This is a genomic window from Roseovarius faecimaris (assembly GCF_009762325.1).
GTDB classification, from domain to species: Bacteria; Pseudomonadota; Alphaproteobacteria; order Rhodobacterales; family Rhodobacteraceae; genus Roseovarius; species Roseovarius faecimaris.
The window spans coordinates 2708601-2728309 of record NZ_CP034348.1; the positions used below are offsets into that span (position 1 = coordinate 2708601).

Here is a 19709-nt window from a genome sequence, read left to right on the forward strand (position 1 = left end):
ACCCGCTCAGCCCTTGGCGCGGATCACCTGCAAAAGCGGCAGAACCTGGCTCATGTCGGGCCCGTGGCTTTGCCCGGTCAGCGCCTTCCGGAGCGGCATGAACAGCCCGCGCCCCTTGCGGCCGGTGGCCTCCTTGACGGCTGCCGTCCACGCCCCCCAGCTTTCGCTGTCATAGGGACCATCCGGCAACAGCTCCAGCGCCTGCGCCACAAACTCGCGGTCCTCGTCGTCGATCACCGGCTCGGCACCATCCCGGAACAACGTCCACCAACCCTCGAGGTCTGCAAGGGTCGTGATGTTGTCGCGTGCAACCTGCCAGAACTGCTCCGCCAGCTCGGCAGGCACGCCAATGGCCGCCACATCGTTGCTCACCGCGGCATAGGGCAGCGACTGCAGATGGTGCGCGGTCAGCGGATAGAGATCGTCCACATCGAATTTGGTCGGCGCAGACCCGAAGCGCGAAATGTCAAACCCCTCGATCAGCTCGGCCATATCGCTGCGCAGCTCCACCGGATCGGCCGAGCCCAGACGCGCCATCAGGCTCAAAAGCGCCATCGGGGCGACACCCGCCGCCCGCAGATCGCGCAGGGACAGCGTCCCCAGCCGCTTCGACAGGCTCTCGCCCTGCGGCCCGGTCAGAAGGGAATGATGCGCAAATTCAGGCACTTGCCCGCCTAGTGCTTCGATGATCTGGATCTGCGTCGCGGTATTGGTCACATGGTCCGAGCCACGCACCACATGAGTAACACCCATTTCGGTATCGTCCACCACGCTCGCCAATGTATACAAAACCTGCCCATCGCCGCGGATCAGCACCGGGTCACTCACGGATGCCGCGTCAATCGAGATGTCGCCCAGGATACCATCGGTCCAGATGATCCGCTCCTGATCCAGCTTGAACCGCCACACGCCATTGCCGCGCTCGGCGCGCAGCGCCTCTTTCTGCTCGTCGCTCAGTGCCAGCGCCGCGCGGTCATAGACCGGCGGCTTGCCCATATTGAGCTGTTTCTTGCGCTTCAGGTCCAGTTCCACCGGCGTCTCGAACGCTTCATAGAAACGCCCCATCTCGCGCAGCTTGTCGGCGGCCTCGGCATAGCGGTCAAGCCGCTCTGATTGCCGTTCCACCCGGTCCCAGGTCAGGCCCAGCCACTCCAGGTCCTGCTTGATCCCGTCGACATATTCTTCCTTCGACCGCTCCGGATCGGTGTCGTCGATGCGCAGGATGAAGGTGCCACCGGACTTGCGGGCAATAAGATAGTTCATCAGCGCGGTGCGCAGGTTGCCCACATGGATATAGCCGGTGGGCGACGGGGCGAAACGGGTGGTGGTCATGGGCCTACTCCTAAGACAGAAGCGGCAATGTCACAGCCACGCGGAATTGTCCAGAAACCACCCCTGCTTCTTCTTGGCAAAAATACCCGAAATCTGACGCAACCCTCACGCTGGCAGCACCAGCCATCTCTTGTCCAGATCAGCGAGGCCCGCGCGGATCAGTTCGGCCAGCACGTCGAGGTCGATCTGGTCAAGCCGGGTCACATAGAGGCAGGATTTGCCCAGCTTGTGTTTGCCCAGACGTCCCAGGATCTCGCTGTAATCCTGATAACCCGGCATGATGTATATCGAGAGATTGGCCTTGCGCGGGCTGAACCCGGTGGCCAGAAAATCGTCCTCGCGCCCGCTGTCATACACATAGTGATAGCGCCCGAAACCAATCATCGACGCCCCCCACATCACCGGCTCGAACCCCGTCACCTCCCTGAAAAGCTGTAACAGTGTGCCCCCATCCCGCCGCCGCTGGTCCGGTTGAACCGTCTTCAGGAAGGCCTCGGGCGAGTTATTGCCGGGTTTTGTCTTGTTTTCGGTCATCGACCTCACATTACCGTGACCGCGGCGGGCAAGCCAGATCCCCCGCGCTATCCTCGCTTACCAAGGATAGAGGAGACCTGACATGCCTGCACCGTTCTTCAATCGCCGCACGCTTCTGGCCAGTGCGGCCGCCCTGCCCCTTGCCCCGCTTGCCGCGCGGGCCAGCGCCCCGATGCTGGGCGTCGACACACCCCCTCATCGCCGGGTGAAACTTGGCGCCTTCGAGGTCACCACCCTGCTTGCCGGGGCCGCCGTGCGCCCCGAGCCACAGACGATCTTTGGCATGAATGCCAGCGCCGAGGACTTCGCCGCCCTCTCGGCCGAGGCCAATATCCCGACCGATCAGGCGCAATTCTTCTTCACCCCTACCGTGGTCAATACCGGCTCGGAGCTGGTGCTGTTCGACACCGGACTGAATGCCGAGGGCACCGGTGCCGCGCTGGAGGCCGCAGGCTACAGCACGGATATGATCGACCTCGTGGTCATCACCCACATGCATGGCGACCACATCGGCGGGCTGATGAACGGGTCCGCCCCGACCTTCGGCAATGCGCGCTATGCCACGGGCCGGGTCGAGTTCGACGCCTGGGCCGGCATGGAGAATGAACGCTTCGAGGCCAACATGCGCCCGGTCGCAGAAATGACCACCATGATCGAAGACGGCGCCAGCGCCTTTTCCGGCCACACCGCCATGGCCGCTTTCGGACACACGCCGGGGCATATGGTGCATCTGATCGAAAGCGAGGGGCAAAGCCTGCTCATCGCCGCCGATTTCGCCAATCACTATGTCTGGTCACTCGAACGTCCCGACTGGGAAGTGAAGTTCGACATGGACAAGGCCGCGGCGGCCGCCACGCGCCGCCGTCTGCTGGACATGATGGCGACTGACCGCCTTCCGTTCGTCGGCTACCACATGCCCTGGCCGGGGATCGGCTATGTCGAGCGCTCAGGCGACAGCTACCGCTATGCCCCCATGAGCTATCAGCTGATGCTTTGAGAGACCCGCGCCCTATATCAGGCGCATGACGCAGGACCTGGCTTATTTCGAAGAGGTGGCCCATGCCACCGTGGCGGCCCTGCCGGACCCGTTCCGGCAGGCGGCCACTCAGGTCGCCTTGCACGTAAGCGATTGGCCCGCGCGCGATATGCTGGCCGACCTCGGGATGCGCGACCCGCTGGAGCTGACAGGGCTCTACGAGGGCATCCCTCTCACGGAAAAATCCTTTTCCGATCAGCCCCAGGCGCCAGATACGGTCTGGCTCTTCCGCGAGCCGATCCTGGCGGAGTGGCGCGAGCGGGGCAACGTCGCTCTGGAGGCGCTGATCGCCCATGTCACGGTGCATGAGTTCGCGCATCACTTCGGCTGGTCCGACGCGGACATCGCCGCAATCGCTCGTTGGTGGGAGTAGCGATTTGACCCTGACAGACAAAGACCTGACGGTGTATTACGATGGTGCCTGTCCTCTCTGCGCCATGGAAATCGCCCATTACAAACGCCAGAAGGGTGCCGAGGCACTGGACTTCGTGGATGTATCCGATCCCTCGGCCGATCCCGGCCCCGACCTGCCCCGCGCGGCGGCCATGAAACGCTTTCACGTGCGTCGGCCCGACGGCAGTCTCGCCTCTGGCGCGCGCGGCTTCACCCTGATCTGGCGCAGCTTGCCCCGCTGGCGCTGGGCCGCCCGCCTCGCCGCGCTGCCGGGTGTCACGCCCCTGCTCGAACTGGCCTACCGCGCCTTCCTGCCGATCCGGCCCCGGCTCGCCCGGCTGATCGCCCGGCGCAGCTGATCCTTTCAGCGTTCCCCAAATACTCCGGGGAGTTTGAGGGGTGGAACCCCTCATCACCAAACAAGACGAGCGTGGCGCAGCCACTCAATCGGATCAGGACCGCATGCGGATTTGAAAAGCGGGTAACGCCGCGAGATCAGCCGTTATCGCGCCAGCGGTTGACGATGGGATACCGCCGGTCAAGCCAGAACGCGCGCTTCGACAGGCGCGTACCCGGAGCGGACTGGAATCGCTTGTATTCCGAGATGTAAAGCAGATGTTCCACCCGCTTGGCATCCTCGCGGGCATATCCGGCGGCCACGCAATCGGCAATCGAGCCGTCCTGGTCCACGAGGATCTCCAGAATGCCATCCAGCACCGGATAATCCGGCAGGCTGTCGCTATCCTTCTGATCCGGTCGCAACTCGGCCGAGGGCGGTTTCTGGATCACATTCTGCGGGATCATCTCGCCCGGGGGCGCCAGCATCCAGTCGCGGTGATTGGCATTGCGCCAGCGGCAGGTGTCAAAGACGCGGGTCTTGTACATGTCCTTGATCGGGTTGAACCCGCCCGCCATGTCGCCATAGATCGTGGCATAGCCCACCGCCACTTCGGATTTGTTGCCAGTGGTCAAAAGCATCTCACCGAACTTGTTGGACAGCGCCATGAGGTACAACCCACGCAGGCGCGACTGGATGTTTTCCTCGGTCACATCCGGTTCGGTCCCCTCAAAGAGCGGCGCGAGCGTCTCGGTGATGGCCTGTCGGCCCGCCTTGATGGGGATGATGTCATAACGGCACCCCAACGCCTCGGCCACGGCCTTGGCATCGTCCAGCGAAGACTGCGAGGTGTATTCCGACGGCATCATCACGCAGCGCACATTGTCTGGGCCCAGCGCATCGGCGGCGATGGTGGCCACGATCGCGCTGTCAATCCCGCCCGACAGCCCCAGCAGCACCTTGGAAAACCCGGTCTTGCGCATATAGTCGCGCAAGCCCAGCACCATGGCGTTGTAATCCTGCTCATATTCGTCGGGCAGATGCGCCAGATCGCCTTTCTCCGCGCGCCAGCCATTTTCGGTGCGCACCATGTTCAGATGGGCAATCGCCTCTTCAAAAACCGGCATCTGCAACGCCAGTTCGCCACCGGGGTTCAGCACGAAGGTGCCACCATCAAACACCTGATCGTCCTGCCCGCCCACGAGGTTCAGATAAATGAGCGGCAGCCCGGTCTCGACCACGCGCGCCACCATCAGGTTCTGCCGGACCTCCATCTTGTTGCGATAGTAGGGCGACCCGTTGGGCACCAGAAGGAACTCGGCGCCCGTCTCAGCCAGGGTTTCCGGTACGTCCTCGTGCCAGGCATCCTCGCAGATGGGGCTGCCCACGCGCACGCCATCGACCACATATGGCCCCCCCAGCGGTCCGGCATCGTAAAGCCGCACCTCGTCGAACACCGTCTCGTTGGGCAGCTTGTGCTTGAGGACCGTCGCGCTGATCGTGCCGCGCTTGAGAATGTAATAGGCGTTGTAAAGCTTGCCATCCTGCACCGCCGGGCCGCCGATGGCCAGAGCGGGCCCGTCGGCGCAACGATCCGCCAGCGCCTCGATGGCGCCAATGGCCGCCTCGTGAAAGGCGGGCTTCATCACCAGATCCTGGGTGTTATAGCCGGTGATGAACATCTCGGGCAGCGCCACCAGATCGGCCTCCGCCTCGCGCCCGGCCTCCCAGGCGGATTGCGCGAGCGCGGCATTGCCCGCGATATCGCCCACGGTGGCGTTGAGCTGTGCCAGGGTCAGGCGGAAGCGGTCGGCCATTCTCTCTGCCTCTTTTTGCATGTCACGCCATGATTTAGCAGATCACGAGGCAAGGGAAAGCCGATTTGCCCAAGACCGGCGGCAAAACCCGTTGCCCCTCGCGGCCTGCTCTACTAGTTTCTGAGAGCCTGCCGCAGAGGCAGGCCTTGGGGGCATCAGGGGGCGGTCGATGACACAGGCGCTTGCGAAATCCATCATTCTGACGGCGGCACTGGGGCTGGCCGGTGCAGGTTTTGCGCAGGATGGCGAGGTACAGACCAAGCAATATGACGACGGCGGCATCTATGAGGGCACATTCAAGGACGGGCTTCAGCACGGCACCGGCACCTACACGCTGCCCAATGGCTATGAATATGTGGGCGAATGGGTCGAGGGCGAGATCCGTGGGCGCGGTGTCGCGCGGTTTCCCAACGGATCGGTCTATGAGGGCGAGTTTGCCAAAGGCAAGCCCAACGGCATAGGCAAGATCGTCTTTACCGATGGGGGCACCTATGAAGGCGGCTGGGTCGATGGCAAGATCAGCGGCGAAGGGGTCGCGGTCTATGCCAATGGCGTGCGTTATGAGGGGGGGTTCCTGAACGCGATGCACCACGGCAAGGGCCGGATGCAGAGCCCGGGCGGCTATATCTATGACGGCGCCTGGGTCAATGGCGTCAAGGAGGGCAACGGCAAGATCACCTATCCCGACGGCGCCATCTACGAAGGCGAGGTGCGCCAGGGCACGCGCGACGGCCAGGGCACGCTGACCATGCCGGACGGGCTGATCTATACCGGGCTCTGGAAAGACGGGCAGATCAACGGCACCGGGCGGCTGGTGCAACCCAATGGCGACATTTACGAGGGCGAGCTGGTCAGCGGCCGGCGCGAAGGCCAGGGCAAGGTGATCTACCAGAACGGGGATATCTACCAGGGCAGCTTCAAGGATGATCAGCGCCACGGACAAGGCACGTTCACCGGCACCGATGGTTACAAATATGTTGGCCAATGGGTCGCGGGCAAGATCGCGGGGCAAGGCCGTGTCGTATACCCAGACGGGTCGGTCTATGAAGGCTCGTTCCGCGATGACCTTGCCAATGGCGAGGGCAAGATCACCTATCCGGACGGGGCCACCTATGAGGGCGGCTGGGTCGATGGGGTGATCCAGGGCGCGGGTGTCGCCACCTACCCCAACGGGGTGGTCTATGAAGGCGAGTTCCAGAACGCCAAGAACCACGGACAAGGGGTGATGACCTATGCCGATGGCTACCGCTATGAAGGGGAGTGGGCGAACGGTCAGCGCAACGGCCAAGGCACCGCCACCTACCCCGACGGCACGGTCTATACCGGCACGTTCAAGGACGGGCAGCGCCACGGAACCGGTGAGATCGTGATGCCCGACGGGTTCGAATATGCCGGCGAATGGCAGAATGGCGAGATCAGCGGGCGGGGCGTGGCCACCTACACCAATGGCGATGTCTATGACGGCACGTTCCTCAAGGGCAAACGCCAGGGCACCGGCACGATGCGCTATGCCAGCGGCGAGGAAGCCTCGGGCAACTGGACGAATGGGGCACTGGAAAGCCAGGTGGATACAGCCCCGGCGGAAGAGGCCGAGCCGGACGGCACCGACACATCGGAGACACAATAATCACAGCCCGAGAGCTGTAGCGGGCTAAACACCCCCTCGCAGGAAGGGCGGCTGATCGCTGGTCTCCGGACAGGCGCCATCAGCCGAACCCAGATACCCGCAAAATAGCGCCGGTTTCGGGCATCGCGCCGCAAGTCCCGGGAACATTAAAGAGAGATACTGAGCCCTAGGCCACCTCGCCCGCGTCCATACGGGCCAGAAAGGCCGCGGCGTCTTTAAGCACGGTCGCGCGCCGGTCCTCGTCCATCCGGTCCCAGGTGCGGTACATATTGGCCATGCGCGGGTTGTTTTCGAACCGCTCGCGGTGGCGGATCAGGAAATCCCAGTAGAGCAGGTTGAAGGGGCAGGCCCCCTCGCCCGTTTTCGTGGTCACCGAATAGGCGCAATCACCGCAGTAATCCGACATCTTGTTGATGTAATTACCCGAGGAGACATAGGGCTTGCTGGCAATGATCCCGCCATCGGCGAACTGGCTCATGCCCACCGTATTGGGCGCCTCGACCCATTCATAGGCGTCCGCGTAAACGCTCAGATACCATTCATGCACCGCATGCGGGTCGATCCCCGCCAGCAGCGCGAAATTACCCGTCACCATCAGCCGCTGGATATGGTGGGCATAAGCCTCGTCGCGCGTCTGTGCGATGGCCTCGCGCATGCAGGTCATCCGCGTCTCGCCGCCCCAGTACATCCAGGGCAGATCGCGGTCGTGACCCAAGACGTTCCGCGCAGGATAGTCCGGCCCCTCCAGCATGTAGATGCCGCGCACATAATCGCGCCAGCCGATGATCTGGCGGATGAACCCTTCGGCATCGTTGAGCGCCACGCGCCCGGCCTTGTATTCGGCCTCGACGCGCTGGCACACCTCCAGAGGATCCAGCAGACCAAGGTTGATATAAGGCGACAGGACCGAGTGATGCAGGAACCGGTCGCCTGTCAGCATCGCGTCCTGATAGGTGCCGAAACCCTCCAGCAGATGTTTGGCGAAATGGTCGAGCGCGCGCAGGGCCTGGCCACGCGTGACGGCAAACCAGAATGGCCGCAACTCCCCGAAACTGTCGCTAAACCGCGCCTCGACCAGATCCAGCACCTCCTCGGTGATTGCATCGGGCGTGAACTGCATCGGCTCGGAGCGCAGCATGTCTTCCTTGGCGGGCTTGCGGTTGTCATGGTCATAGTTCCACTTGCCGCCCTCGGGCTGATCGCCATCCATCAGCAGCCCGGTCTTGCGGCGCATCTCGCGATAGAAATACTCCATCCGAAGCTGCTTGCGGCCCTCTGCCCAGCTTTCGAACTCCGATTGCGAGGCGACAAACCGGTCGTCGGGCAACAGCGTGACGGTGAGCGGCGCGTTGTTCAGCGCCTCGATCAGCCGCCACTCTCCCGGCGTGGTGGCCAGAACCTCGGTCGTGCCATGCGCCTGCCCCCGGCGCATCAGCTCTCCGACGATGGATCTTGACGCATCCTCATCATCGAGCTTCGTATAAGCCACCTGCCATCCATCCCCGCGCAGTGTCTCGGCAAAGTGGCGCATCGCCGACAGCACCAGCGCGATTTTCTTGGGATGATGCGGGACATAGCCGGTTTCGTCCGTGACCTCGGCCATGACGATCAGGTCAGTGTCCTTATCCGCCTCGCACAGCGCCGAAAGTGTTTCGCTCAACTGATCGCCCAGGATCAGGATCAGCCGCTTTACCATGGCACCGGCTTTCCGGCCCAGTCGAAGAAAGCCCCGGTATCGCGCGGCGTCAGCCCGTCCAGCACCGCCAGCAGGTTCTGCGCGGCCTCCTGCGGCGGCACGGTCTTGTGACGCGCGGCATATTTCGCCGTAAAATCGGTGGCCACGGTACCCGGATGCAGCGCCACGCAAATTGACCGTTTATGCGTGCGGGCAAGCTCGATCGCGGCGGAATGGATCATCTGGTTGAGCGCGGCCTTGGCGGTGCGGTATGCATACCAGCCGCCCAACCGGTTATCGCCGATCGAGCCAACACGGGCCGACAGCGCCGCAAAGATTGCCGTTTGGTTTCTGGGCAGCAGATGCCGCGCATGTTTCAGCACCAGCGACGGGCCGATACAATTGAGCGCGAACTGATCCGCCATCGCCTTGGGCGTGAGCTGATCCAGCGATTTTTCGGGCGTCGCTCCGTCGATCTCCAACGCGCCGGTGGCAACGAAGATCAGCTCATACGGGCCGGTCAGCGGCGCAAGGGCCGCCTCGACCGAGGCCTCATCCGTCACATCCAGCCCATCGTGCGAGCGCGACAGGGCCGTCACGGTCACCCCCCGCGCATCCAGCGCCTGGGTTATGGCCGCGCCTATCCCGCCAGATGCGCCGATGATGAGTGCCTGTTTCATGACCGGTGAAGCTAGCCGGGTGCCCGGGGCCGTCAACCCAGACCCGTTACCATTTCAGAAACCTTTTCCTGCCAGGCTTGCCGAAACTTGTCTTCAAATTGGGGGCTTTTCATCGCCAAGCCTCAGGCCTATAGTCCGCGCCCATGACACAGCAGGATCATATCATCGCCGCCACGCGCCCCTCAGGGGCCGTTTGTGCTGCACGCCTGCTTCTCCTAAGCCGCCTCTGAGCGTGCCCGCTGGCGCGACCGCTCAGAGGATGTGCCGACCCGCGCCATTTGGCTTAGGACAGACATAAAAGAGATACGAACATGACACAGAGCGACAAGAACCGCGTGGTGATCTTCGACACCACCTTGCGCGACGGCGAACAGAGCCCGGGCGCGACCATGACCCATGAGGAAAAGCTGGAGATCGCGGGACTGCTTGACGAGATGGGTGTGGACATCATCGAAGCGGGCTTTCCCATCGCCTCCGAAGGGGATTTCAATGCCGTCAGCGAGATCGCCAAGAACGCCAAGGATGCGGTGATTTGCGGGCTGGCGCGGGCGAATTTCAAGGATATCGACCGCTGCTGGGAGGCCGTGCGCCACGCAACGCGCCCGCGCATTCACACCTTCATCGGCACCTCCCCGCTGCACCGCGCCATTCCGAACCTGACACAGGACGAAATGGCCGAGCGCATTCATGAGACAGTGACGCATGCGCGCAACCTCTGCGACAACGTGCAATGGTCGCCGATGGATGCCACGCGTACCGAATGGGAGTATCTGTGCCGCGTGGTGGAGATCGCCATCAAGGCCGGGGCCAGTACGATCAACATACCAGACACGGTGGGCTACACCGCCCCGCGGGAAAGTGCAGACCTGATCCGGCGGCTGATCGAGACGGTGCCGGGCGCCGATGAGGTGGTCTTTGCCACCCATTGCCACAACGATCTCGGTATGGCCACGGCCAACGCCCTGGCTGCCGTGGATGGCGGCGCGCGCCAGATCGAATGCACGATCAACGGCTTGGGCGAACGGGCTGGCAATACCGCGCTGGAAGAGGTGGTGATGGCCATGAAGGTGCGCGGCGACATCATGCCCTACACCACCGGGATCGACACCACCAAGATCATGCATCTCAGCCGCCGGGTTTCGACCGTGTCGGGCTTTCAGGTGCAGCCCAACAAGGCGATCGTCGGCAAGAATGCCTTTGCCCATGAAAGCGGCATTCATCAGGACGGCATGCTGAAGAACGCCGAAACGTTCGAGATTATGCGCCCCGAGGATGTGGGCCTGAGCGAGACCAATATCGTCATGGGCAAGCATTCGGGCCGCGCCGCACTGCGCTCGAAGCTGAAGGATCTGGGGTATGAGCTGGCCGATAACCAGCTCAACGATGTCTTCGTGCGCTTCAAGGAACTCGCCGACCGCAAGAAGGAAGTCTATGACGACGACCTCATCGCACTGGTCACAGCGGGCGATGACAGCGAGGACAAACATCTGGTGATCAAATCCCTTCGGGTGGCCTGTGGTACCGGCGGCCCGGCAGAGGCCACGCTGGTCATGACCGTTGGCGGCGAGGAAAAGACCGCGACCCAGACCGGTGACGGTCCGGTGGATGCCACCTTCAAGGCGGTGCGCGAGCTGCATCCGAACAGCGCGCGTCTCTCGCTTTATCAGGTGCATGCGGTGACCGAAGGCACCGACGCTCAGGCCACCGTGTCGGTGCGGCTGGAAGAGGACGGGCGCATTTCCACCGGCCAGTCGGCGGATACTGATACGGTTGTGGCCTCCGCCAAGGCTTATGTGCATGCGCTCAACCGCCTGATGGTCCGTCGCGGCAAGACCGGCGGTGATACGCCTGAAATATCCTACAAGGACGTAAGCTGACGCGATCGGGGCCGCTCATCGCGCCCTTGCGTGCGCGCCTCGCGAGGCCGGCACGCAAGGGACGGATGAGCGCCCCCCCTGATCACGCATAGAGCACACAACCGACCAGGTAGCACAGGGCCGCAAGGCCGGACGCCACCGTGCGAAGGTGATTCCACTGGGTCCAGAAAGTCGCATAGACATCCCAGTATTTCTCGGCTGCGGCCCCGCCAAGGGGCAAGGTATCGAGCCGTTGGTTCATCGGCACATTGCCCAGCATCGTCACACCAACCGCACCGATGAGATAGATCATCGAACCGGCCATGAACCAGGCCCGCGCCGGACCATCGATGCTGAAGAACGCATAGGCCCCCAGCCCGGCACTGACCGGTGCCATGCCCAAAAGCCAGACCAGAAAGATTGACGAGAAGACCTCGCGGTTGATGATCTGCATCGCCTCGATCCCTGTCGTGGGCGAGGCATTCCTGAGCGACCTCATCACAAAATCCGAAAAGGCCAGGAAGACCCCCGCGATCAGTGCACAGATCAGTGTGGCGAGGGCGAAAACGATAAGAGTTGCTGTGGTCATGATCTTTTTCCTTTTGTTAGCGGGCCAGGCCGACGCAGGATCCAGAAGAAGTTCCTGCCTGCCATTTAGGTTTCCATTTTTGAATCACTAAGCTTTACACAGTGTCAATTGACAGGGTGCGGAATACGAATTACTTTACACTATGTCAAGTGAAATGAATCCAACCCGCCTGCGCATTCTGAAAGCCGCTTGGAAATTGCTGGATCGCAATCCCGGCGTCGCTGCGCGCATGTCCGATATCGCCAAGGCCGCCGGTGTCAGCCGCCAGGCTCTGTATCTGCATTTTCCCAACAGGACCGAGCTTTTCATCGCGACGACCAAATACCAGGATGAGGTTTTCGGCATCCAGGACAGCCTTACCCCCAGCCGCGAAGCCACCTCCGGGTACGACCGGCTCGACGCTTTCGTGACCGCATGGGGCGCCCATATCCCGAAGATTTACGGCATCGCGAAAACGCTGATGGTAATGAAGGAATCGGATGAGGACGCCGCCCGCGCCTGGACGGAACGGATGGGCGATTTACGCGAAGGCTGTGCCGCCGCCGTGGCCGCGCTGATCTCGGACTGGGATCTTGCCCCCAACCTGACCGAAACCGAAGCCACCGATCTGCTCTGGACCCATCTTTCGATCAGCCGCTGGGAACTGCTGACACAAGATTGTGGCTGGTCGCAGGAACGATATATGGAGGTGACACTGGCCAGTGCGCGCACACTGATCTGTCGCTGAAACGCGCCGTGGCCGGGAATGGGCAGGATTGTCGGTAACCGGGGGGAGTGTAGCGCGCCGCGGACGGCGCGCCTGACAGGATGTGGTGAGCGAAACGCTCAGGTCGCGATCATATAGATCTTGCGCAGCCGTTCGGTGATCTCCCAGACCACGGGCGCCCCCTTGGAGATGAAGAACGTATCGCCCGCCTTCAGATGCTCTTTGGTGCCGTCGGGATGGGTCAGGGTGATCTTGCCCGACACGATGGTCATCAGCTCATGCACCGGATAGGCCGGGATATCTTCGATACAGGGCGCGCATTCCCAGGTGCCGGTCAGGATGCTTTCATCCTGGGTGGCGAAATGCGTGTGGTTGAGCTCGGTCGTGTCGGCGCCGGTGAACGCTTCCTTGGCCGTCATGTCCGACGGCTCCATCGCCGGATCGGGATCAATGAGAAACGGAATATTGGTCATGATATCCTCCTGTTACGGGCGCCATTCCCAGGGCCGGACAAACGCGCCCAGCACCTGCCCAACGGCTGCATCATCGACATTTCCGGTTTTTTCCAATTGCGCCACAAGTCCACGCTTCTTGTCGTCGATCACATGAGTGACCTTAGCATTCAGACCCGCTTCGTCCAGTGCGGCATTGTAGATGCGTGTGATCGCAAGCTTGCGCAGGTCGGGCTTGAACACTTTGCCCACGGCGGTCTTGGGCAGCTCATCCAGCACCTCGATATGCTTGGGATGTGCGGCGCGCTCATGCACATGTTCCTTGCAATACGAGCGCAGTTCCTCACCGGTCACTGAGGCCCCTTCCACCAGTTCCACATAGACGCAGGGGATTTCACCGGCATGGGCATCGGGCTGACCGATCGCACCCGCCATGGCCACCGCCGGATGGCCCATCAGCGCCTCTTCGATCTCGGCCGGGTCGATGTTGTGACCACCTCGAATGATCAGATCCTTGGCGCGGCCGGTGATCCAGAGATAGCCATCGGAATCAAGCCGCCCCAGATCGCCCGTGCGCAGGTATTTCTGATAGTGGTACAGCTCTCGGTTCTTGTCAGCCTCGGTATAGGTGTTGCCCGCGTAGACACCCGGGTTCGAAATGCAGATCTCGCCAATCTCGTCCACATCGCATTCCGCCGGTCCATCAGAGGTGTCGATCAGGATCTTGACGTCGGTATAAGGCAGCGGCACCCCGACCGATCCCACCTTCTTTGCGCCATCGGGTGGGTTGGCGGAAACCAGGCAGGTGGCCTCGGTCAGGCCATAGCCTTCGATCACTTCCATGCCCGTCGCGCTCTCAAACCGCTTGAACAATTCCAGCGGCATCGGGGCAGAGCCGGAAAACGCCTTTTTGACCTTGGAAATATCGGCATCCACAGGGCGCTGCATCAGGGCCGAAACCGCCGTCGGCACGGTGATCACGAAAGTGGTGCCCCAGCGCTCCAGCAGCTTCCAGAAATTGTCAAAGACACCGTCGCCGCGATAGCCTGCAGGCGTCGGAAAGACCACATGCGCGCCGGATTTGATCATCGCCATGAGGATCACATGCACGGCAAAGACATGGAACAGGGGCAGCGGGCACATGATGCTGTCCTGCTCGGTAAAGAGCAGCCGGTGACCCAGCCAGCCATTATAGACCATGCCCGAATACTGGTGTTGCGCCACCTTCGGCATGCCGGTTGTCCCGCCGGTATGGAAATAGGCCGCGACGCGGTCGCCTGTGCTGTCGTCGAAATCCAGAGAGGTGCTGCACTTGGCCATTTCCGTGTTGAAATTCAGCACCTTGGCATGATGCTGCACCGCCACTTTGGGCCGGATAAGCGGGACGATCCAGCTTTTCGGCGGGCTCAGATAACGGTTGAGATCGATCTCCAGAACCGTGTGCACATTCGGCGCGTCCTTGACGGCCTCGGCGGTTTTCTGGGCAATGTCGGTCTTGGGGAAGGCGCGCAGGGTGATCACCACCTTGGCGTTGGTTTCACGCAGGATGGCCGCGATCTGCTCGGCTTCCAGCAGCGGGTTGATCGGGTTGACGATCCCCGCGACGGCCCCGGCGATCACCGACAGCGCGGTTTCCATCGCATTGGGCAACACCATCGCCACCACGTCGGTTTCGCCAATGCCCAGCTTGCGCAGCATATTGGCCACCTGACACACCTGATCATGATATTGCTTCCAGGTCAGCGTCTCGGCCTTATCGCCCGGCCCGGAAAGAAGCTGATAGCTTACCGCGGGACGGTTGGGATGCACCTGGGCCGTTTCCGCCAGCATCTCATAAAGCGTCTCGGGCCGCTCGCGCGCCTCCCACGGCATTTCATTCGCAATATCCAATGCATCCTGTTTTGAGGCAAAGCTCATCCACTAAATCTCCCTGTCATGGCCCGGTTTGCCCGATGGCCAGTCATTCCCTCCGCAACAACATGATCGGGTTTGCAGCGCCGCGCAAGTTTTACGCGGCGTTCCAACCGGGTCAGGGCGTGACGCAGCCCTGCAACGCTTCGGCCATGGCCCGCAGGAGCGCCGGGTAGAGCGCCGAACCGGGGGTAAAACCGCGCCCCATCGGGTCCAGCATGCCATAGCGCTGCTCTGCGCCAAAGACATTGGCCAGCCGGTCTGTGTCGACGCCGGGCTCGACCAGGACACAGGCCACGTCCCGCTCGTCGATCAAGGCGCCCACATCCGACAGGCGCGCCGCGCTGGCCGGGGCCGCGTCCCCATCGGTCACGGCGGTGACGGCAAAGACGCCGAAACGGGCCTCGAAATACTGGAACGCATCATGTGACACCGCAAAGCGCAGGTCGCGCACGGCCTCCAGCGCCGTGGCAAGCTCGGCCTCCAGCGCGGTCAGTTCGGCCTGGCCGTCCGCCGCATTGGCCCGGTAGGTCTCGGCATTCGCGGGGTCGAGCTGCGCCAACTCTTCGGCAATAGCGTCCAGCCAGACCCGCGCATTCGACGGGTCAAGCCACGCGTGGGTGTCATTGGCACCGTCATGGGCGTGCCCGTGATCATGGCCATGCCCGTGGTCGTCTTCCTCTGCGTGTTTGTCATGATCATGGCCTGCGTCATGGGCATGATCCTTGTCATGCGCGTGATCGTCATGGCCATGGTCCTCCTCATGGCCATGGTCCTCGTCATGGGCGTGATCGTCATGGCCGTGCTCTGCGTCATGCCCGTGCGCATCCTCATGCTCATGGCCCTCATGACCCTCGTGGCCCATCTGTCCGGCAATCTCAAAAGCCACGCCGTCGCGCCAGGGCAGAAGCTGCGTGCCCGGCACCTGCATCAGCGTCAGCCGCGCCGCGTCCTCAGCCACCGCGTCGAGCGCCTCTTCCAGCCAGGGGGCCAACTCCGGCCCCATCCACACGATCAGTTCGGCCTCCTGCAGGGCCCGTGCTTCGGAGGGGCGCATCGCGTGATGATGCGGCGAGGCATCCTGCGGCAGGATCAGGGCCGGCTCTCCCACCCCTTGCATCACCCGTGCGACCAGAGCATGTACCGGGGCAATATCCGCCGCCACATCCGGTGTCTCGGCGCGCGCCGCCGGGCTCATCCCGATACCAAGAACAACCGCACATGCAAAAACTGCCCTGATCATGTCATACCCTCTGCTCAGCCAGAATCATCTGCGCTGTTGCTATATGTTACTTTATAACATATCAACCCCGAGGACTCACCTGCCGGAGGCCCGCCATGGATCCGATCGGATTTGACCAGCACGACCACAAAAGTTGCATCACCAGCGGCCTCAGCGCGGTGGATCGCTATTGCGACGCGCGCGGGCTGCAGTTTACGCCCGTGCGGCGGCGGGTGCTCGAAATCCTGTTGCAGGAACACCGCGCCATGGGGGCCTATGACATCCTCGACATCCTGCGCGCCGAGGATCTGGGCTCGCAGCCGCCGGTGGCCTACCGCGCGCTCGACTTCCTCGTGCGGCATGGGTTTGCGCACAAGATCGAGCGGCTCAATGCCTTCATCGCCTGTGCGCATATGGGCCAGGATCACACCCCGGCCTTCCTGATCTGCCGAGGCTGCGATGCAGTTGCCGAAGCCCATGCCGACCCTGCAGGCGGGATGCTGGGCCGCGCCGCCGCCGAAAGCGGCTTTGCCATAGAACAAGCCGTGGTCGAGGCCCTTGGCCTCTGTCCCTCCTGCCAGGAAAAGGCCGCATGAGACTGATCGAAACAGAGGCCATGTCGGTCCAACTGGGCGGCCAGCGCGTCCTGCATCATGTGGATTTTCACATCGACCGGGGCGAGATCGTGACCATCGTCGGCCCCAACGGGTCGGGCAAATCCACGCTCTTGCGCGCCCTGATCGGCGCGGTTGCTATCGAGGGCCGACTGACCCGGGCACCGGGGCTCAGAATCGGCTATGTGCCGCAACAATTGCATATCGACCCCACCCTGCCCATCTCGGTGCATCGTTTCATGGGCCTGCCCCGCCGTCACAACCGCGCCCAGATCGACAACGCACTTGACCATGCGGGCCTGCCGCATCTGCGCGACCGGCAGATGACAGAGCTCTCGGGGGGGCAGTTTCAGCGCGTGCTGCTGGCGCGCGCCCTGATCGACGCGCCCGATCTTCTGATCCTCGACGAGGCCACGCAGGGGCTCGATCAGCCCGGCTCGGCGGCGTTTTACCGCCAGATCGAAGAGGTCCGCCGCGAGATGGGCTGCGCCGTACTGATGGTCAGCCACGAGCTGCATGTGGTGATGTCAGCCTCTGACCGGGTCATCTGCCTCAATGGCCATGTCTGTTGCGAAGGACAGCCCGAGCTTGTGGCCTCCGCCCCCGAATACCGCGCCCTGTTTGGCTCGGGCACACAAGGGGCGCTGGCGCTCTACCGGCATGATCATGACCACGATCACGCCCATCATGGCCACGGCTGCGCGCATGATCCGCTGCGGGAGACCCACGAAGATGCTTGATGATTTCCTGATCCGCGCTGCGCTGGCGGGGCTGGGCGTGGCGCTGGCCGCGGCCCCTCTGGGCTGTTTCGTGGTCTGGCGGCGGATGGCCTATTTCGGTGATGCCACGGCGCATGCCTCGATCCTCGGCGTGGCGCTGGCACTGGGGTTTTCGGTGTCGGTCTTCGCAGGCGCGCTCGGCGTGGCGCTCTTGATGGCGCTGACCGTCTCGGCGCTGTCGGGGCGCGGCTATGCGATGGACACTTTGCTGGGGGTGCTGGCACATTCCGCGCTCGCCTTCGGACTGGTGGCGGTGGCGCTGATCGACGGGATCCGCATTGACCTCATGGCCTATCTCTTTGGCGATATCCTGACCGTCAGCCGCACCGACCTTGCGGTGATCTGGGGCGGATCGGCACTGGTTCTGGGCGGGCTCGCCTGGCGCTGGCAGGCGCTGCTGACCGCAACGCTCAGCCCCGATCTGGCCCATGCCAGCGGGATCGACCCCAAGCGCGAGCAACTCGTGCTGACCGTGGCCCTGGCCGTTGTTGTTGCCGTGGCGATCAAGGTGGTGGGGGTGCTGCTGATCGCGGCCCTGCTGATCATCCCCGCCGCTGCCGCGCGGCCGCTGGCCAACACGCCTGAGCGGATGGCGGGCATCGCCGCAGGCATCGCGGCCTCCTCGGCGCTGCTGGGGGTGTGGCTCTCCTATCTTCAGGATACGCCAACCGGACCAACGATCGTATGCTGCGCCGCCGCGGCCTTCGCCTTTACCAGCGTTCTGAAGGCCGTGGGCGTCGCACGCTAAGCCTGCCAGGCGCGCTGATCGGGGATATGCAGGCGCAGCCGGTCGCCCAGGGCCAATGGGCCCGGGCGCTCGACCCAGGCGGTCACGCCGCGCTTGCCCTTCGCCGCCGGAAGAAACGCCTTGCCGTGGCCGGGCTTGTCCTTCTCGATCTCCTTGGCCGGATAGACACAAGGCCGGTTCTGCATGTCGATCACAAGGCAGGTCCCCGCCTCGTTCTGAAGCCGCGATGACGGCGGCACATGGCTGAAGTCGGGAATGCCCTCGATCACCAGCGTGGCCCCCAGCCATTCCGGGTCCAGCGCGTCAAGCCCGATCTCATCGGCGATCTCCTGCAATTCCTCGGCTGACAGCACCGAGAACTGGCGCACATTGGCGATTTCGGTGCCTTCGGGATACTGCGTCTTGACCCGCACACAAGAGGCGCGCGTGCGCCCCGAATGCAGCTCGCCTTCGATCCCCTCAAAGCTCAGATCAACCGACTGCAAGGCCTCCGAGCGGATATCGTCCCGGCCCGGAGCGACCCGGCCCAGCCAGGTGACGGTGGCATAATGATCGGTGGGTTTCAGCGCGGGCATGACCTGTCTCCAATGGGATAAACTGCAATGCGCCCACTGTCCGGCAGGCAGGCGGATGGGTCAATCCACTTTCCGTGATCGGGCGATCACCGGCGGGAATGGGTCAGATTGTCAGGGTAAAGAACATCCGCCGGAACGGGAACAGAACCGAGCCATCCTCGCGTACCGGATAGGCCGTGCGCATGACCTCTTCGTAGCGGGCAATCAGCTCGGCCTTTTCATCCGGTTCCAGCGCCTGCAGGATCGGACGGGCATACGTGCTCTCGGTATAGCGGCGCACCGGATGGCTCCCGGGTTCGGCCATGAGGCGCTGATAATACTCGGTCTCCCACAGGCGGAACTGACCCATCGGCGCGAGAAGCTCATCGTATTTCACCGGGGCCATGACCCCAGGCGTGCCCATCTTCTCGACCCGTCCCGGGAACATCTCCTCGACCAGGGTCAGCCAGACCCGGTGCGACGGCGCCTTGTTCTGATGCGGCATCTGCACGGCAAGCGTGCCCCCTTTGCCCAGCATCCGGGCCAGCTTGGGCAAAAGCTGTTCATGATGGCCAACCCAATGCAGCACGGCATTGGAGAAGATCAGACCCGGTGCGCGGCGCGGGTGCCAGTTGTCGATATCGGCCTGTTGCAGGGCGGAATATCCCTTGACCTGCCGGGCCTTCGCCAGCATCGCCGGTGAGGCATCCACCCCGACCAGCTCGCGCCCGCCCGCCCGTGCAGACAAGGCCTGAGCCAGCGCGCCGTTACCACAGCCCAGATCGACGATATCGCCCGCGCCCATCTGGCTGACCGCGTTGAGCAGGTCGAGCCCCGGGCGCAGGCG

Annotated in this window: 20 protein-coding genes; 9 read left to right on the forward strand and 11 right to left on the reverse strand. The window is 63.0% G+C overall.

Translation table 11 applies throughout. The annotated features are described in order from the left end of the window. Positions 1-6: 6 nt before the first annotated feature. Positions 7-1332 carry a glutamate--tRNA ligase gene (gltX, locus tag EI983_RS13710; RefSeq protein ID WP_157707931.1) on the reverse strand — a complete coding sequence of 442 codons (1326 nt, stop codon included), beginning with the start codon at positions 1330-1332 and terminating at the stop codon, positions 7-9. A gap of 105 nt (positions 1333-1437) precedes the next feature. After that, positions 1438-1866, reverse strand: coding sequence for a DUF1801 domain-containing protein (locus EI983_RS13715; RefSeq protein WP_157707932.1), 429 nt, complete (start codon positions 1864-1866; stop codon positions 1438-1440). Positions 1867-1948: 82 nt separating this feature from the next. Between EI983_RS13715 and EI983_RS13720 the strand changes: the two genes are divergently transcribed. The 3 genes from EI983_RS13720 to EI983_RS13730 are packed head-to-tail and all read left to right on the forward strand — an operon-like array spanning position 1949 to position 3654. Continuing rightward, positions 1949-2863 (forward strand): MBL fold metallo-hydrolase, encoded by a 915-nt coding sequence (locus EI983_RS13720; protein ID WP_157707933.1) that lies wholly within the window; start codon positions 1949-1951, stop codon positions 2861-2863. A gap of 25 nt (positions 2864-2888) precedes the next feature. After that, positions 2889-3275, forward strand: a complete 387-nt coding sequence (locus EI983_RS13725; protein ID WP_157707934.1) for a metallopeptidase family protein — start codon at positions 2889-2891, stop codon at positions 3273-3275. A 4-nt stretch (positions 3276-3279) separates the two neighbouring features. Continuing rightward, on the forward strand, positions 3280-3654 hold the full coding sequence (locus tag EI983_RS13730; protein WP_246162182.1) for a thiol-disulfide oxidoreductase DCC family protein: 375 nt from the start codon (positions 3280-3282) through the stop codon (positions 3652-3654). A 136-nt stretch (positions 3655-3790) separates the two neighbouring features. On the opposite strand, the gene EI983_RS13735 is transcribed toward EI983_RS13730, so the two are convergent. Beyond that, positions 3791-5449: an NAD+ synthase gene (locus EI983_RS13735; RefSeq protein WP_157707936.1), complete on the reverse strand. Its 1659-nt coding sequence runs from the start codon at positions 5447-5449 to the stop codon at positions 3791-3793. A 169-nt stretch (positions 5450-5618) separates the two neighbouring features. Between EI983_RS13735 and EI983_RS13740 the strand changes: the two genes are divergently transcribed. Then, a complete protein-coding gene (locus tag EI983_RS13740) occupies positions 5619-7076 on the forward strand; it encodes an MORN repeat-containing protein (protein ID WP_157707937.1) in 1458 nt (485 codons plus the stop codon). A gap of 166 nt (positions 7077-7242) precedes the next feature. Here the strand turns inward: EI983_RS13740 and EI983_RS13745 are convergent, their stop codons facing one another. Both EI983_RS13745 and EI983_RS13750 read right to left on the reverse strand, forming a co-directional pair. After that, a complete protein-coding gene (locus EI983_RS13745; protein WP_157707938.1) occupies positions 7243-8772 on the reverse strand; it encodes a cryptochrome/photolyase family protein in 1530 nt (509 codons plus the stop codon). Beyond that, on the reverse strand, positions 8766-9431 hold the full coding sequence (locus EI983_RS13750) for an SDR family NAD(P)-dependent oxidoreductase (RefSeq protein WP_157707939.1): 666 nt from the start codon (positions 9429-9431) through the stop codon (positions 8766-8768). Before EI983_RS13750 ends, EI983_RS13745 begins: the two co-directional genes overlap by 7 nt. A gap of 311 nt (positions 9432-9742) precedes the next feature. Here EI983_RS13750 and EI983_RS13755 point away from each other — a divergent pair, with 311 nt between their 5' ends. Beyond that, positions 9743-11308 carry a 2-isopropylmalate synthase gene (locus EI983_RS13755; RefSeq protein ID WP_157707940.1) on the forward strand — a complete coding sequence of 522 codons (1566 nt, stop codon included), beginning with the start codon at positions 9743-9745 and terminating at the stop codon, positions 11306-11308. 82 nt (positions 11309-11390) lie between these two features. Here the strand turns inward: EI983_RS13755 and EI983_RS13760 are convergent, their stop codons facing one another. Next, positions 11391-11876 carry an anthrone oxygenase family protein gene (locus tag EI983_RS13760; protein ID WP_157707941.1) on the reverse strand — a complete coding sequence of 162 codons (486 nt, stop codon included), beginning with the start codon at positions 11874-11876 and terminating at the stop codon, positions 11391-11393. Positions 11877-12030: 154 nt separating this feature from the next. Between EI983_RS13760 and EI983_RS13765 the strand changes: the two genes are divergently transcribed. Then, on the forward strand, positions 12031-12603 hold the full coding sequence (locus EI983_RS13765; RefSeq protein ID WP_246162184.1) for a TetR/AcrR family transcriptional regulator: 573 nt from the start codon (positions 12031-12033) through the stop codon (positions 12601-12603). 98 nt (positions 12604-12701) lie between these two features. On the opposite strand, the gene EI983_RS13770 is transcribed toward EI983_RS13765, so the two are convergent. The 3 genes from EI983_RS13770 to EI983_RS13780 all read right to left on the reverse strand — a co-directional run bounded on the left by EI983_RS13770 (position 12702) and on the right by EI983_RS13780 (position 16188). Then, positions 12702-13055, reverse strand: coding sequence for a cupin domain-containing protein (locus tag EI983_RS13770; protein WP_157707943.1), 354 nt, complete (start codon positions 13053-13055; stop codon positions 12702-12704). A gap of 12 nt (positions 13056-13067) precedes the next feature. Continuing rightward, a complete protein-coding gene (locus tag EI983_RS13775) occupies positions 13068-14951 on the reverse strand; it encodes an acyl-CoA synthetase (protein ID WP_157707944.1) in 1884 nt (627 codons plus the stop codon). A 112-nt stretch (positions 14952-15063) separates the two neighbouring features. Then, the gene (locus EI983_RS13780; protein WP_157707945.1) at positions 15064-16188 is read right to left on the reverse strand and encodes a zinc ABC transporter substrate-binding protein; all 1125 of its coding nucleotides are present in this window, start codon (positions 16186-16188) and stop codon (positions 15064-15066) included. Between the two features lie 95 nt (positions 16189-16283). On the opposite strand from EI983_RS13780, the gene EI983_RS13785 reads away from it, so the two are divergent. From EI983_RS13785 to EI983_RS13795, 3 genes are read left to right on the forward strand one after another with little or no spacing between them, the layout of a single operon-like run. Next, complete coding sequence (locus tag EI983_RS13785; protein WP_157707946.1) at positions 16284-16763, forward strand: transcriptional repressor; 480 nt, start codon at positions 16284-16286, stop codon at positions 16761-16763. Then, positions 16760-17521, forward strand: a complete 762-nt coding sequence (locus tag EI983_RS13790; protein ID WP_157707947.1) for a metal ABC transporter ATP-binding protein — start codon at positions 16760-16762, stop codon at positions 17519-17521. The genes EI983_RS13785 and EI983_RS13790 overlap by 4 nt, the downstream gene beginning before the upstream one ends. Then, complete coding sequence (locus tag EI983_RS13795) at positions 17514-18308, forward strand: metal ABC transporter permease (protein ID WP_157707948.1); 795 nt, start codon at positions 17514-17516, stop codon at positions 18306-18308. The genes EI983_RS13790 and EI983_RS13795 overlap by 8 nt, the downstream gene beginning before the upstream one ends. Here EI983_RS13795 and EI983_RS13800 read toward each other — a convergent pair. Together EI983_RS13800 and EI983_RS13805 are read right to left on the reverse strand one after the other, a co-directional pair. Further along, positions 18305-18883, reverse strand: coding sequence for an MOSC domain-containing protein (locus EI983_RS13800; protein ID WP_157707949.1), 579 nt, complete (start codon positions 18881-18883; stop codon positions 18305-18307). The two genes, EI983_RS13795 and EI983_RS13800, sit on opposite strands and share 4 nt — an antisense overlap. 103 nt (positions 18884-18986) lie before the next feature. Then, positions 18987-19667 (reverse strand): methyltransferase domain-containing protein, encoded by a 681-nt coding sequence (locus EI983_RS13805; RefSeq protein ID WP_246162417.1) that lies wholly within the window; start codon positions 19665-19667, stop codon positions 18987-18989. Between the last annotated feature and the right edge of the window lie 42 nt (positions 19668-19709).

Coding starts and splice junctions, on each gene's coding strand:
- gltX (WP_157707931.1), bottom strand. CDS start 1,332: ATGACCACCACCCGTTTCGCCCCGTCGCCCACCGGCTATATCCATGTG.
- EI983_RS13715 (WP_157707932.1), bottom strand. CDS start 1,866: ATGACCGAAAACAAGACAAAACCCGGCAATAACTCGCCCGAGGCCTTC.
- EI983_RS13720 (WP_157707933.1), top strand. CDS start 1,949: ATGCCTGCACCGTTCTTCAATCGCCGCACGCTTCTGGCCAGTGCGGCC.
- EI983_RS13725 (WP_157707934.1), top strand. CDS start 2,889: ATGACGCAGGACCTGGCTTATTTCGAAGAGGTGGCCCATGCCACCGTG.
- EI983_RS13735 (WP_157707936.1), bottom strand. CDS start 5,449: ATGGCCGACCGCTTCCGCCTGACCCTGGCACAGCTCAACGCCACCGTG.
- EI983_RS13740 (WP_157707937.1), top strand. CDS start 5,619: ATGACACAGGCGCTTGCGAAATCCATCATTCTGACGGCGGCACTGGGG.
- EI983_RS13745 (WP_157707938.1), bottom strand. CDS start 8,772: ATGGTAAAGCGGCTGATCCTGATCCTGGGCGATCAGTTGAGCGAAACA.
- EI983_RS13750 (WP_157707939.1), bottom strand. CDS start 9,431: ATGAAACAGGCACTCATCATCGGCGCATCTGGCGGGATAGGCGCGGCC.
- EI983_RS13755 (WP_157707940.1), top strand. CDS start 9,743: ATGACACAGAGCGACAAGAACCGCGTGGTGATCTTCGACACCACCTTG.
- EI983_RS13760 (WP_157707941.1), bottom strand. CDS start 11,876: ATGACCACAGCAACTCTTATCGTTTTCGCCCTCGCCACACTGATCTGT.
- EI983_RS13765 (WP_246162184.1), top strand. CDS start 12,031: ATGAATCCAACCCGCCTGCGCATTCTGAAAGCCGCTTGGAAATTGCTG.
- EI983_RS13770 (WP_157707943.1), bottom strand. CDS start 13,055: ATGACCAATATTCCGTTTCTCATTGATCCCGATCCGGCGATGGAGCCG.
- EI983_RS13775 (WP_157707944.1), bottom strand. CDS start 14,951: ATGAGCTTTGCCTCAAAACAGGATGCATTGGATATTGCGAATGAAATG.
- EI983_RS13780 (WP_157707945.1), bottom strand. CDS start 16,188: ATGATCAGGGCAGTTTTTGCATGTGCGGTTGTTCTTGGTATCGGGATG.
- EI983_RS13785 (WP_157707946.1), top strand. CDS start 16,284: ATGGATCCGATCGGATTTGACCAGCACGACCACAAAAGTTGCATCACC.
- EI983_RS13790 (WP_157707947.1), top strand. CDS start 16,760: ATGAGACTGATCGAAACAGAGGCCATGTCGGTCCAACTGGGCGGCCAG.
- EI983_RS13795 (WP_157707948.1), top strand. CDS start 17,514: ATGCTTGATGATTTCCTGATCCGCGCTGCGCTGGCGGGGCTGGGCGTG.
- EI983_RS13800 (WP_157707949.1), bottom strand. CDS start 18,883: ATGCCCGCGCTGAAACCCACCGATCATTATGCCACCGTCACCTGGCTG.
- EI983_RS13805 (WP_246162417.1), bottom strand. CDS start 19,667: ATGGGCGCGGGCGATATCGTCGATCTGGGCTGTGGTAACGGCGCGCTG.